This window comes from Streptomyces sp. NPDC054863, assembly GCF_053610825.1.
Genome location: NZ_JBSGZD010000217.1, coordinates 1 through 13,571, shown reverse-complemented (window position 1 = coordinate 13,571; position 13,571 = coordinate 1). Strand labels below are relative to the sequence as shown.

The following is a 13,571-nucleotide window of genomic DNA, read 5'->3' as shown; positions in this document are numbered from 1 at the left end:
AGGGGGGACCCTGTGGGAGAGTAGGACGCCGCCGAACAATCATTGATAACGGGAAAGCCCCGCACCAGGGAACTGGTGCGGGGCTTTTCTGCGTTCAGTGGGCGTATATGTGTCCCTGTTGTTCCGTCGACAACCTGGCCACCGGCGACTTCGACTGGCTGTTGGTCTCCGAGTCGCGGTAGGACCGCGCCTGACGGCCCGGCGTACCGGCCGCTCCCCGTCGGCACGTCCCGTTGTAGGCTGCGGCCGACCGCCCTTGACCTGCGTGAAGCGGGCAGGGAGCAGACACTCCGGGAGTTTCCGATGCTTCGTACCATGTTCAAGTCCAAGATCCACCGGGCCACCGTGACCCAGGCCGACCTGCATTACGTCGGGTCCGTCACGGTCGACGCCGAGCTGATGGAGGCGGCGGACCTGCTGCCCGGAGAGCTCGTGCACATCGTCGACATCACGAACGGCGCCCGGCTGGAGACGTACGTCATCGAAGGTGAGCGCGGCTCCGGCGTCATCGGCATCAACGGGGCCGCAGCCCACCTCGTACACCCCGGTGACCTCGTGATCCTCATCAGTTACGCCCAGATCGACAACAGCGAGGCACGCTCCTTCGTGCCGAGCATCGTGCACGTCGACGCGGCCAACCGGATCGTCGGCACCGGGGCCGACCTCGCCGAGCCCGTGCCCGGAGCGGCCGGCCAGGTGCGCAATCCGCAGGCGGTCGCAGCCGGCTGACGTGTGGACTCGGCGGGCGTGGGCAGCCGCACCGGGAGAGAGTGGGGTTGATCCGCACTTCGACCAGACTCCGAAACTCTGGAGGTCGATCAGGCATGACCCAGCCGAACCCCGATCCCGTACCGCCCGCGCCGACGCCGCCGCCCGGGCCGACCGGGCCGGATCCCGGGCCGCTGCCCGGGCCCCTGCCGGGGCCCGCACCCGTACCGCCGGGGCCCGCGCCGGACCCGATCCCGCCGGCGCCACTGCCCGACCCCGTACCCCCGGGGCCCGGGCCCGACCCGGCACCCGAGCCTGCGCCGGGACCGATGAGCTGAGCGCGGAGCGGGACGAAGACGAAAGAGGGGCCCTGTGCGGGTGCATCCACCGCGCAGGGCCCCTCCTCGCTGCCAGGCAGTGCAGGCAGTGCAGGCAGTCCAGGCAGTCCAGGCAGTCCAGGCAGTCCGAGCAGGCTCGATGGATGCGATAAATCCGGTGGACCCGGCAGGGCCGTCTCACTACGGTGTTCCCGTGTCCAGTCCCGAGGCGTCAAGACTCTAGCCACCGGTCGTCCGGTGGCTTCTCCGCGTGGTCGCGTGGGTTCTCCGCGACCGTTTGCGACTGTTGCCCGCCACCGGACCACCGGCGTCGTCAAGGCTGTGTCTCATCACGACGTCGTTGTGGAGCTTTGCTGTGCCGTTCGCTCTCTACCTGCTCGCGCTTGCCGTCTTCGCGCAGGGCACCTCTGAATTCATGCTGTCCGGGCTCGGGCCTGACATCGCCCGGGACCTGGGCGTTTCCCTGCCGGTTGCCGGGGCGCTGACCTCGGCCTTCGCCGTCGGAATGGTCGTGGGCGCGCCGCTGACGGCGGCCCTGAGCCTGCGCTGGTCGCGGCGTGGGGCGCTGCTCGCGTTCCTGCTCGTCTTTCTGGGAGCCCATGTCGTCGGCGCGCTCACCGGCAGCTTCGGCGTGCTGCTCGCGACGCGGATCGTCGGGGCGCTCGCCAACGCCGGGTTCCTGGCGGTCGCCCTGGTCACGGCCACCGGCATGGTCGAGCCCCGTGCCAAGGGGCGAGCTACGTCGGTGCTCCTCGGCGGGGTCACGCTCGCCTGCATCGTGGGCGTTCCGGCCGGCGCCTGGCTCGGTCAGCTCTGGGGCTGGCGGGCCGCGTTCTGGGCGGTGGCGCTCCTGGCGGTGCCCGCCGTCGCCGGAATCCTGCGCTCCGTACCGGGAGACGCAGGAGACGCAGGAGACGCGGGGGATGCGGGGGATGCAGGGGACACAGGGGCTTCGGGCGCCGAGGGACCTTCGGGTGCGCCGGGCGGCGGCGCCGCGACCGGTCGTCCCGGGGTACGGAGCGAGCTGCGCGCACTGCGCAGTGCGCGGCTGCTGATGACGCTCCTGCTGGGGGCGCTCGTGAACGGGGCGACCTTCTGCACCTTCACCTACCTCGCCCCCCTCTTCACCCGGATCACGGGCTTCGGCGACGTGTGGGTGCCCGCCGTGCTCGCGCTCTTCGGACTGGGCTCCTTCGTCGGGGTCGCCGTGGGCGGTCGAATCGCCGACGTACGGCCCGTGCCCCTGCTGGTGGGCGGTGGCACGGCCCTGCTCGCCGGGTGGGTGCTGTTCGCGTGCACGGCGGCGCATCCGGTGGCGGCCCTCGTGCTCGTCTTCGTACAGGGTGCGCTGTCGTTCGCGGTCGGATCCACCCTGATTTCGCAGGTCCTGTACGCGGCCGGGGAAGCCCCCACGCTGGCCGGAGGCTTCGCCACCGCGGCGTTCAACGTGGGGGCGGCCGTCGGGCCCTGGGCCGGGGGCGTCGTGATCGGGGCGGGGCTCGGGTTCCGTTCGCCGCTGTGGGTGAGCGCGGCGCTGGTCGCTGTCGCGCTCGTCAGCGCAGGTGTGGGGCGGCGCGTATGGCTCCGGAATTTCGATTCCGTTTCAACTCCCGTGCCGGTGAAGTGAGTTCGTGCTCTTGTCATGGTCCGCACCATGCCCGTACTTTTGCCGACTGCGACGTGTCGAGAAGTGCGAGTGGAGGAAGCGAGACATGGCCTCAACCGGTCGTCACCGGCGGTACCAGCCCAGCCGCATCAACAACGCCTCGTTGACGGCGGCGGCCGGCGGCGTCGGCATCGCCCTCCCGCTCGTCGCCACCGGCCCGGCCGGTGCGGCTCCCGTGGACATCTGGGAGAAGGTCGCCGCCTGCGAGTCGACCAACAACTGGAAGATCAACACGGGGAACGGCTACTACGGCGGCCTGCAGTTCCGGCAGGCCACCTGGCAGGCGTACGGAGGTCAGGTTTACGCGGCGCGCGCCGACCTGGCGACCAAGGACGAGCAAATCGCCGTCGCCGAAAGGGTGTTGAAGGGGCAGGGGCCGACCGCCTGGCCCGTCTGCTCGGTGAAGGCGGGGCTGGTGCGGGGTGGCGACGCCCCCGACATCACCATCACGACCCAGGACCGCAAGACCCCCGCGCCGCCGGAGAAGAAGGATCCCGCACCGCCCCGGAAGAAGGATCCCGCGCCGCCCGCCCGGCAGACGCCCCCGCCGAGGACGGACCCCGCGCCGCCCCGCCCCGCCCCGGGACCGGCCGACAAGAAGGCCACGTACACCGTCACCAGCGGTGACACGCTCTCCGGCATAGCCGAGGCCGAGCGGGTCAGCGGCGGCTGGCAGCGGCTGTACGAGAGCAACCGCCAGGTCATCGGCGGCGACCCGGACGTCATCAGGCCCGGCCAGCGCCTCCTGGTACGCATCGCCGCGCCGAGCAAGCCGGACCAGCAGGACCGGACCGGCACGGACACCCACAAGAACGACAACAAGAACAAGGAAGAAGCCAGGAACAAGGAAGAGAAAAAGAACAGCAACAAGGGCGAGAGCGAGAACAAGAAGCAGGACGGGTCGAAGGCCGGCGAGAAGAAGACCCGCACCGAGTCGGTCTCCTCCCGCACGACCCGTAGTACCGGGCTGAGCGCGCCGGTGGACGCCGACTCCAGCACCCCCTACCGCGCGGCCGGTTCGTCGTGGTCGAAGGGTTACCACACCGGCGTCGACTTCCCCGTGCCCACGGGTACGTCCGTGAAGGCCGTCGCCCCCGGCAGCGTCGTCTCCGCCGGGTACGCCGGTTCGTACGGCTACCAGGTGGTGATCCGGCACGCGGACGGCAAGTACAGCCAGTACGCGCACCTGTCCGCGCTCACCGTCCGCGAGGGGCAGAAGGTCGACTCGGGGCAGCGCATCGGGCGGTCCGGATCAACCGGCAACAGCACCGGGCCGCACCTCCACTTCGAGGTGCGGACGGGGCCGGGCTTCGGCTCGGACGTCGACCCGGTCGCCTACCTGAGGGCGGGCGGGGTCACCGTCTGACCTTCTTCCTGCCTCTGTTGCACGGGCTGTTGCACGGGCTGCTTCACCGGCTGCCGTTCCACGGGATGGTGCTGTACGGGCACATCGGCGAGGAGCCCCTCCGAGGCCTCAGGGGGCTCCTCCCGTGTCTGTAAGGCCCGCGGCGCCCGTGGGGCCGCTGCCTGCTCCGCCTGCTCGGCCCGTGCCTGCCGGGCCTGCTCCGTCTGCGCGTGGTGCGTCGTCAGCAGGATCAGGCCCGCCGCCGCGAGGAGGCCCGCGCCGAGAGCGAGGGCGGCGCCCGTCGTGCCGTACCGGAACGACTCTCCGAAGAGGGTGAGACCGACGGCGGAGGCGACCGCCGGGTTCACGACGGTCACCGTGGCCAGCGGTGCGGTCAGTCCCGCGCCCCGGTACGAGGCCTGCGACAGCAGCACGCCCGCCGTCGCGAACACCAGCACCGCCGGCACCGCCTCCCACTGACCGGAAAGACCGTGCGCACTCCAGCCCACCGCAAGGGACTTGATGAAGACCGAGGCGATCCCGAAGGCCACCCCGGACGCCCCGGCCAGCACCATGGCACGCACGGCCGCCCTGTGCACCCACCGCGCCACCACGAACAGCACCACGACGGTGGCGAGCGACGTGCCCGCCACCGCCAGCTCCTCGCCGTCGGCCAGCGACTCGGCGTCCGCCGAACCGGTCAGCGACAGCAGTCCCGCCAGGCCGACGGTCGCCATGAGAGCGCCGCGCCACGCGAGGGCACCCGCCCGCCGGTGTACGAACACCGCGGCGATCGGCAGCGCGAACACGATCGTCAGCGCCCCCAGCGGCTGAACCACGCTCAGCGGTCCGTAGACGAGCGCTCCGACGTGCAGCAGCGCCCCGAGTCCGTTCAGCGACATCGCGACCCACCAGGCGGGGCGCCGCACGGGCGCGTAGGGGTGGTTCAGGTCGGTGGCCGCGACGCGCTCCTGGAGGACCGCCCCGACCGCATACGCGACGGCGGAGACCAGGGCGAGAAGCACGGACAGCGCGAGTGCACTCATGTACTCCACGATGGCCCCTCGGAGCCTTCACGTCGTCGTCCTGAAGCACGCATTGCGCCGTACTGCCGACGTAGTACGCGAGCAGCTCGCCGCAGTAGTCGCTTTCGGCGGCCACCTCCGCACGGATACGGTGGTGGGGTATGGCGGACCTCGACCGCATGTGTTGAAGAATTGGTTCTTGTGGGTGAAAGGCGGACTGGGTGGATTTTGTGGCGCTGTCTTCTGTGAACGGCTTCTTCGCGCTGCGGACGAGGGCGGCGGAGGAGCTGCCGGGCAGCGGCGGGCACGTGCCGCTCTCCCGGGTGTACGCGGGCGACGCGGATCCGCTGGCGTTCCGCATCGACAAGGTCGCCGCCCGGCTGCGGGCTCCGGAGCGGCGGGTCGCCGCGTCGATAGCGCACCTGGGGATCGTGGCGCGGCTCTGGTCGGTGGCGCTCGGTTCCGCCGCCCTGTACGACGCGGTGCCCGACCTCGCCGCCGAAGGGCTGCACTGGGACCCGGACGGCAGCACGCCCGACGACCTGCTGCTGGCGTCACCGGTACGGGAACTGCCGGCGACCGCCGAGACGCTCCGTACGACGCTCGTGCACGGTCATCTCCTGCCCCTCGCGGAGGCCTTCCGGCGGGACGGGAACATCTCGCCGCGGCTGCTGTGGGGCAACGCGGGGTCCGCTCTCGCCGCCTCGGTCTCCCAACTCAGGCTGTGGGCAAGGGAAATGGAACGCCCCGAGGTGGGGAAGCGGGCCGCGACGATCGCGCACGAGCTGTTCGCCCATCCCGACCTGAACTCCACGGGCGCGCTCAGGGCCGGGGCGTTCCGGCGCAACAGCTGCTGTCTGTACTACCGCTGCCCGGCCGGAGGGCTGTGCGGCGATTGCGTTTTCGACAGTGCCCCGCAGCGGTCTTCCGTGCGGGCCGGATCTGAGTGACCATCATGGGGTGAAGGTGGGGCTGCTCACGCGCGAGTATCCGCCGGACGTCTACGGAGGCGCCGGTGTCCATGTGGAGTTCCTGGCCCGGGAGTTACGGGCCCTGGTGGATGTCCAGGTGCACTGCTGGGGTGAGGGCGGGGGAGTCGGGGAGGCTGCCGGGGGCGATGTGACGCGCCATCGGTCCGCACCCGCTCTCGCGCACGCCAACGACGCGCTGCGCACCTTTTCCGTCGACCTCTCCATGGCAGCCGCCCTCGAAGGCCGCGACCTCGTCCACTCGCACACCTGGTACGCCAACCTGGCCGGGCACTTCGCCAAACTCCTGTACGGCGTACCGCATGTGATGACCTGTCACTCACTCGAACCGTTACGCCCCTGGAAGGCCGAGCAGCTCGGCGGCGGGTACGCCCTCTCCAGCTGGGCCGAGCGGACCGCCGTCGAAGCCGCCGACGCCGTCATCGCCGTCTCCAAGGGAATGCGCGCCGACATCCTCGACTGCTATCCGGCGCTCGATCCGGCGAAGGTGCGCGTCGTGCACAACGGCATCGACACCACTCTCTACCGGCCGACCGGAGCCACCGACGTGCTGCGGCGGATCGGCATCGACCCCGAGCGGCCCTACGTCCTGTTCGTCGGCCGGATCACCCGCCAGAAGGGCGTCCCGCACCTGCTGCGCGCCGCCCGCGCGCTCGACCCGGCGGCCCAGCTCGTCCTGTGCGCCGGAGCCCCCGACACACCGGAGATCGGGCGTGAATTCAGCGAACTGGTCGAGAAGCTGGAGCGGGTCAGGGACGGCGTGTTCTGGATTCCGGAGATGCTGCCACGCCCTGACGTCATACAACTGCTCAGCCATGCAACGGTGTTCGCCTGCCCCTCGGTGTACGAGCCGCTGGGCATCGTCAACCTGGAAGCCATGGCCTGCGGCACCGCCGTCGTCGCCTCCTCGGTCGGCGGCATCCCCGAGGTCGTCGACGACGGGAGCACCGGGCTCCTCGTGCCGTACGAGAAGAAGCGGGCGGCCAGGCATCCGGAAGAGTTCGAGGACGCCCTCACCGAAGCGCTGAACCGGGTGCTCGACGAGCCGGAGGCCGCGGCGCGCATGGGCGCGGCAGGGCGGGTACGCGCAGTACAGGAGTTCGGGTGGGACGCCGTGGCGCGGCGGACCGCCCAGGTGTACGCGGAGTTGGTCAAGTGACCCTTGCTGGTTGACCCTTGGGGGCGGCGATGCGCGGTGGACCTTCGGTGCTCGGGATCGTACTGGCAGGAGGGGAGGGCAAGCGGCTGATGCCGCTCACCGCCGACCGGGCGAAACCGGCGGTCGTCTTCGGCGGCACGTACCGCCTCGTCGACTTCGTCCTGTCGAACCTCGTCAACGGCGACATCCTGCGCAACTGCGTCCTCACCCAGTACAAGTCGCACTCCCTGGACCGGCACATCAGCACCACCTGGCGGATGTCGAGCATGCTCGGCAACTACGTCACACCCGTCCCCGCGCAGCAACGGCTCGGCCCGCGCTGGTACTTGGGCAGCGCCGACGCGATCCTCCAGTCGCTCAACCTGGTGCACGACGAACAGCCCGACTTCATCGCGGTGTTCGGCGCCGACCACGTCTACCGGATGGACCCCCGGCAGATGCTCCAGCAGCACATCGAGAGCGGGGCAGGGGTCACCGTCGCCGGAATACGGGTGCCGCGCAGGGAGGCGTCGTCGTTCGGGATCATCACGCCCGCCGCGGACGGGACACGGGTCGAACGGTTCCTGGAGAAGCCCACCGATCCGCCCGGGCTGCCTGGCGATCCGCGCCGCGTCTTCGCCTCCATGGGCAACTACATCTTCACCACGAAGGTGCTGATCGACGCCCTGATCAGGGACGCCGACGACGAGGAATCGGTGCACGACATGGGCGGCAGCATCCTCCCGCAGCTCACCGAGCGGGGCACCGCCATGGTGTACGACTTCGACGACAACCACGTCCCCGGCGAGACCGCGCGGGACCACGGCTACTGGCGTGACGTCGGCACCCTCGACTCGTACTACGAGGCCCACATGGACCTGGTCGCCGAGCAGCCGGAGTTCAACCTCTTCAACCGGCGCTGGCCGATCTACACCCACTTCGGACAGCTGCCGCCCGCCCGGTTCTGCTCGGCGGGCATCGCCAGCGAGTCCGTCGTCGGGCCCGGCTGCGTGATCAGCGGCCAGGTCACCGGGTCGGTGCTCTCGCCCGGGGTGGTCGTCGAGCCGGGGGCGGTCGTCCAGGGCTCCGTACTGCACGACAACGTACGGGTGGGGCGCGGTGCGGTCGTGCGCGGCGCGATCCTCGACAAGAACGTCGACGTGCCGCCGGGGGCCACCATCGGCGTCAATCCGGAGCGCGACGCGGAGCTGTACACGGTGTCGAAGAACGGGGTGATCGCGCTGGGGAAGGGCCAGCGGGTGCCCTAGCCGCCCGGTTGTCCCAGCCAACCGGTTGTCCCAGCTGTCAGGCTGTCCCAGCCACCCGTCCGTCCTGGCCACCGTCACCGCTACTGCCACCGCCGTATCCGTCACACTCCGTGTGCGGTCACCTCGTGGTTTGTCGCAGTCGCCCCTGCCTACGTACGATTCCGCTTTTGAGGACTTCGGGAAATCCCGGCGAGCCTCGACAATGGACACGTGAACGAGAGACGGCAGCGGCGATGACGGTGACAGAGGACAGCCCTGTGGAGCCCGTGGAGTACGGCCCGGGAATCGACCCGGAGCGCATGGCCCTGTGCCTCGACGTGCTCGCGGAGCTCGACGCACTCGACGTCGACCACCCGGACGCGATCACGATCCGCCGCGCCACCGCCGGGATCTACCGCACCGTGAAGCAGCGCCGACGCCAGGACCGCCGCGCGGCCAAGACCGCCAACGACAAGGCGGTCACCGAGGCCACCGCCACCGGCTCCGCCGAGCGCATCGACGACGAGACCGAGGGTCTCCTGCCGTCCTCGGTCACCGAGGAGGGCCGGATCGCCGGGATACTCCAGCGGCCCCGATCCTGCTACATCTGCAAGGCCAGGTACGTCGAGGTCGACTACTTCTACCACCAGCTCTGCCAGCCCTGCGCCGCTGTGAACCGGGCCAAGCGCGACGTTCACGCCGATCTCACCGGCAAGCGTGCCCTCCTCACCGGTGGCCGCGCCAAGATCGGCATGTACATCGCGCTGCGGTTGCTGCGCGACGGCGCGCACACCACCATCACCACCCGCTTCCCCAAGGACGCCATCCGCCGGTTCAAGGCGATGGAGGACTCGGCGGACTGGATGCACCGTCTTGAGGTCGTCGGCATCGACCTGCGCGACCCCGCGCAGGCGGTCGAGCTGGCCGGGCGGGTCGCCGAGGCGGGACCGCTCGACATCCTGATCAACAACGCCACGCAGACCGTGCGCCGGCTGCCCTCCGCGTACGCCGCGCTGGTCGACGGCGAGAGCGCCCCGCTGCCCCCCGGCGAGCTGCCCGCCCACCAGGTGATCGGCGCGTTCAACTCCGGCGCCGTCGACGGCCTCGCCGCACTGCCCCTGGGTGTCAGCGGCCTGGACGCCCAGCAGGTCGCCGACCTGGCGCTGGTCGCGGGCAACGCAAGCGTCGAGCGGCACCGCGACGGCAGTGCCATCGACGCGGGCGGTCTGGTGCCCGACGTCGTCGACACCAACACCTGGGTGCAGACCATCGAGCAGATTTCGCCGGTGGAGCTGCTCGAAACCCAGCTGTGCAACTACACCTCGCCTTTCATCCTGATCAGCCAGCTGCGTGCGGCGATGGCCGACGCCGCGCGGAAGGCGGCGAGCGGGCGCGCCCACATCGTCAACGTCTCCGCGATGGAGGGCGTGTTCGGCCGCGGCTACAAGGGTGCCGGGCACCCCAACACCAACGCGGCCAAGGCCGCCATGAACATGGTGACGCGGACCAGCGCCCAGGAGATGTTCCAGACGGACGGCATCCTCATGACCTCCGTCGACACCGGCTGGATCACGGACGAACGCCCGCACTTCGACAAGCTGCGCCTCGCCGAGGAGGGCTTCCACGCCCCGCTCGACCTGGTCGACGGCGCGGCGCGCGTGTACGACCCTGTCGTACGGGGCGAGGCCGGCGAGGACCTCTACGGCGTGTTCCTGAAGGACTACGCGCCCGCCAACTGGTAGACCCGGGCGGCCCTTCCGCTCAAGAAGGGCTCCAGGATCGTAGGGGAAAGTAAGGAACCCGTACCGAGCACCCGCCAATACATCCGACGTAACCCGTGGGATTGGGGCGGATCAGGCACGGTAAATGGAGGATTGGTCGCGAACCAGCCCAGAAGGCGTCCGATCACTGTCGGAGGAGTGCGCAGTGAAGGAACGTGGAGCCGCAGCGGGCCGAAAGTCGACGGAATCCATCGAGCGCAAGCGCGCTCAGATGGGTACTCTGTTCGTCACGGACAGAGCGACACCCTCGGCCCGTACCGGGAAGGCCCACCACCAGGGCCGCTCCCGAACGAGTAACACCGGCGCCACCGCGACCGAAGAGCCCTTTCCTTCTTGCCCCTTCGGGCGCCCGGCGGTCCGGCAGAGGACGCCGCGGACACGTCCGACGGGTTACGCGACACAAAGGAGTGCGCGGTGACACCAGAGATGACCCAGCACGAACGCCGGACCGCAGCGCGGACGACGACCTACAGGGCCGGGGCCGACGGCCCGGCAGGGAAGCCCAAGGAGCTCGGCAGCCTGGAAGTGTGGGCCAGGTCGGCGCCGATCCGGCTCGCCGGGTACGAGGACGACCTGGCGGAGCCGCACATCCTGCCCGGCGTCGACTGAGCCGGCCCGGACGGCCGACGGGCCGCACCCGCGGGCCTCGTGTGAGGGGCCGTACTCGACGGGCCGTACCCCCTGACAGCTCAGGGGATACGGCCCGCCGGCCTGCTCTCCACAGACCCGCGGCCCGCTCCGGGCATGGCCCGCCACCCGCTTCCCGGCATGGGCCCGCCACCCGCTCCGGGCGTCCGCCCACGGGTGCTCCCGGCCCCTGACGCAACCAGAACCGGCCAAACCGTACAGCCCCGGTCGCGCGGCGGTCGGCCGCCCGGCGCCTCAGACGGTGGGCGGTCCTTCGTACCACCCCCGGAGCGCCGGGCCGGGGGCCCAGGCCGCGTGCGTACCGCTGGAGATCCGCTCGGGGAGCCGGACGCGGAGCCGGACGCGGGCGAGGGGACCGTCGGACAGGCGCGCCGCGTCGAAGACCAGGCACTCGGAGCGGTCGGCATTCATGTCGGACGTCAGGGTGACGAGGCAGCCGTCGTCCTCCGAGGCCCCGCCCGCCCGAGTCGCCAGCGTCGCCTCGCTGCCGAACACGCCGCCGCCGTCATCCACAACTCTCCTGCTGTGGAAGTGACTTGGCGGAACGTGTCGAGCAGCATAAGGACACCCGGATCGGGCCCGGGCGGCCCGGGCGGGCTGAGCCGAGAGCGAATTCCCTGGTGCCGGGAGCAGGGCCGTGGGCAGGATGATCCGCATGTCAGCGACACCCAGCGGCCCCACCGCATTCCACGACCTGTCCACCTTCCTGGCCACCCCGCGCGTGAACGGCCTCGCCCTCTCGCCCGACGGCAGCCGCCTGGTCGCCGCCGTGCAGACCCTCAACGGCGAAGGCACCGCGTACGTCTCAGGGCTCTGGGAGATCGATCCGGCAGGCGCGCGCGAACCGCAGCGGCTGACCCGGTCCGCCAAGGGCGAGTCCGCACCCGCGTTCGCCGCCGACGGCACCCTCCTCTTCGTGTCCGGCCGCGACAACACCGACCCGGGTGCCGAGAAGGGCGAAGGCAAGGACGGCGCCACCCTGTGGGCGCTGCCCGAGCGCGGCGAGGCCCGGCAGATCGCCCGCCACCCCGGCGGCATCTCCGGCTACGCCCTCGCCGCACGCGCCGACGTGCTCAGCTACTCCGGCGGCCTGCTGCCCGGCGCGGCCGACGCCGAGGCACACGCCAAGCTCAGCAAGGACCGCGAGGAGGCCAAGGTCACCGCGATCCTCTACGAGGCGGGCCCCACCCGGTTCTGGGACCACGACCTCGGCCCCGCAGAGCAGCACACCTTCGTGCGTTCCCTCAGCGAAGGCGCCGCGACGGTCGACGCGGGCGGCCAGGGCAGCCGGGACGACGGCGCGTCGGCCCTGTCGCCCGACGGCAGCCGGGTCGCGTACTCCCGCTTCGTCAACGGAACCGTGCCCGACCTGAACCGCGACGCCGTGGTGATCGCCGACGCCGCCACCGGGGAGGAACTGCGGGTCCTGGACGACCCGGAGCACGACTACTTCGGCCCCGTGTTCAGCGCGGACGGGCGCTTCCTGCTCTGCGGGCGGCTCCTGAAGGAGACGTACGAGAGGCCGTACGACGAGACGCTCGTCCGCGTCGACCTGGCCACGGGGGAGGAGACCGACCTCCTGCCCGGCTTCGACAACTGGCCCGCGGGGCACGCCGTTTCGCCGGTCGAGGGTGACGAAACGGTGTGGTTCACCGCCGACGAGCGCGGCCACGCCCCGGTCTTCCGGCGCGATCCCGACGGCACCGTCACCCGGCTCACCGCCTCTGGCGCGTACTCCTCCTTGCAGGTCGCCCCGGACGCGGCGACGGTGTACGCGCTGCGCACCGACATCGACGCGGCGCCGGTTCCGGTCCGCCTGGACGCGGCGGGCGCGGGGCAGAGCCCGGTCGCGCTCAAGGCACCGGGGAACATCGGGAGTCTGCCCGGCACGCTGACCGAGGTGCAGGTCGAGGGCGACGACGGATTCCCGCTGCGGGCCTGGCTCGCCGTGTCGGAAGGGGCGTCGGCCGACGCCCCGGCGCCGCTGCTGGTGTTCGTGCACGGCGGCCCGCAGGGCTCCTGGAACGCCTGGACCTGGCGGTGGAACCCGTGGCCCTTCGTCGCCCGCGGCTACGCCGTGCTTTTGCCGGACCCCGCCCTGTCCACGGGCTACGGGCAGCGCATGCACGAGCGGGGCTGGGGCCAGTGGGGCGGACAGTCCTACCGCGACCTGATGGCGCTCACCGATGCCACCGAGGCGCGCCCGGACATCGACGAGACCCGTACGGGGCTCGCCGGGGGATCGTACGGCGGGTACATGGCCAACCGGGTCGCGACCAGCACGGACCGCTTCAAGAGCATCGTCTCGCATGCGGGGCTGTGGGACCTGCGCGCCTTCCAGGGCGACACGGACGCCCCGTGGTTCTTCCAGCGGATCTTCGGCGACCCGCTGACGCAGCCCGCACGGTACGAGGCGAACTCGCCGGAGCTGGGCGTCGAGCGGATCCGGACGCCGATGCTCGTGGTGCACGGGGCGAAGGACTACCGGGTGCCGGTGGGACAGGGGATGGCGCTCTTCCAGGACCTCCAGCGGTTCGAGGTGCCCGCGAAGTTCCTGTACTTCCCGGACGAGAACCACTGGGTGCTCAAGCCGAACCACTCGGAGCTCTGGTACGAGACGCTGCTGAACTTCTTCGACGCGCACGTGCTGGGGAAGGGCTGGGTGCGGCCGGGACTGGTGTAACGC

11 protein-coding genes are annotated in these 13,571 nt (G+C 71.0%); 9 read left to right on the top strand and 2 right to left on the bottom strand.

Going from position 1 to position 13,571, the window contains the following annotated elements; genetic code table 11:
* The first annotated feature begins 303 nt into the window (after positions 1-303).
* The 3 genes from panD (at position 304) to ACWGIG_RS28660 (ending at position 4,078) form a co-directional block, all read left to right on the top strand.
* Complete coding sequence (gene panD / locus ACWGIG_RS28670) at positions 304-729, top strand: aspartate 1-decarboxylase (RefSeq protein ID WP_453324584.1); 426 nt, start codon at positions 304-306, stop codon at positions 727-729.
* A gap of 672 nt (positions 730-1,401) precedes the next feature.
* Complete coding sequence (locus ACWGIG_RS28665) at positions 1,402-2,673, top strand: MFS transporter (protein ID WP_453324583.1); 1,272 nt, start codon at positions 1,402-1,404, stop codon at positions 2,671-2,673.
* Between the two features lie 85 nt (positions 2,674-2,758).
* Entirely contained in the window at positions 2,759-4,078 is a 1,320-nt protein-coding gene (locus ACWGIG_RS28660) for a transglycosylase family protein (RefSeq protein ID WP_453324582.1), read from the top strand.
* On the opposite strand, the gene ACWGIG_RS28655 is transcribed toward ACWGIG_RS28660, so the two are convergent.
* Entirely contained in the window at positions 4,048-5,103 is a 1,056-nt protein-coding gene (locus ACWGIG_RS28655) for a DMT family transporter (RefSeq protein WP_453324581.1), read from the bottom strand. The two genes, ACWGIG_RS28660 and ACWGIG_RS28655, sit on opposite strands and share 31 nt — an antisense overlap.
* Before the next feature lie 209 nt (positions 5,104-5,312).
* Between ACWGIG_RS28655 and ACWGIG_RS28650 the strand changes: the two genes are divergently transcribed.
* The 5 genes from ACWGIG_RS28650 (at position 5,313) to ACWGIG_RS28630 (ending at position 10,846) form a co-directional block, all read left to right on the top strand.
* Entirely contained in the window at positions 5,313-6,032 is a 720-nt protein-coding gene (locus ACWGIG_RS28650) for an IucA/IucC family C-terminal-domain containing protein (RefSeq protein WP_453324580.1), read from the top strand.
* A 10-nt stretch (positions 6,033-6,042) separates the two neighbouring features.
* Complete coding sequence (gene glgA / locus ACWGIG_RS28645; RefSeq protein WP_453324579.1) at positions 6,043-7,230, top strand: glycogen synthase; 1,188 nt, start codon at positions 6,043-6,045, stop codon at positions 7,228-7,230.
* A 29-nt stretch (positions 7,231-7,259) separates the two neighbouring features.
* Positions 7,260-8,477 (top strand): glucose-1-phosphate adenylyltransferase, encoded by a 1,218-nt coding sequence (gene glgC / locus ACWGIG_RS28640; RefSeq protein WP_453324578.1) that lies wholly within the window; start codon positions 7,260-7,262, stop codon positions 8,475-8,477.
* 233 nt (positions 8,478-8,710) lie between these two features.
* Entirely contained in the window at positions 8,711-10,198 is a 1,488-nt protein-coding gene (locus tag ACWGIG_RS28635) for an SDR family NAD(P)-dependent oxidoreductase (RefSeq protein ID WP_453324577.1), read from the top strand.
* Positions 10,199-10,651: 453 nt separating this feature from the next.
* Entirely contained in the window at positions 10,652-10,846 is a 195-nt protein-coding gene (locus ACWGIG_RS28630) for a hypothetical protein (RefSeq protein WP_453324576.1), read from the top strand.
* 273 nt (positions 10,847-11,119) lie between these two features.
* Here the strand turns inward: ACWGIG_RS28630 and ACWGIG_RS28625 are convergent, their stop codons facing one another.
* A complete protein-coding gene (locus ACWGIG_RS28625; RefSeq protein WP_453324575.1) occupies positions 11,120-11,398 on the bottom strand; it encodes a carotenoid oxygenase family protein in 279 nt (92 codons plus the stop codon).
* Between the two features lie 142 nt (positions 11,399-11,540).
* On the opposite strand from ACWGIG_RS28625, the gene ACWGIG_RS28620 reads away from it, so the two are divergent.
* A complete protein-coding gene (locus ACWGIG_RS28620) occupies positions 11,541-13,568 on the top strand; it encodes a S9 family peptidase (protein WP_453324574.1) in 2,028 nt (675 codons plus the stop codon).
* Positions 13,569-13,571 lie beyond the last annotated feature (3 nt).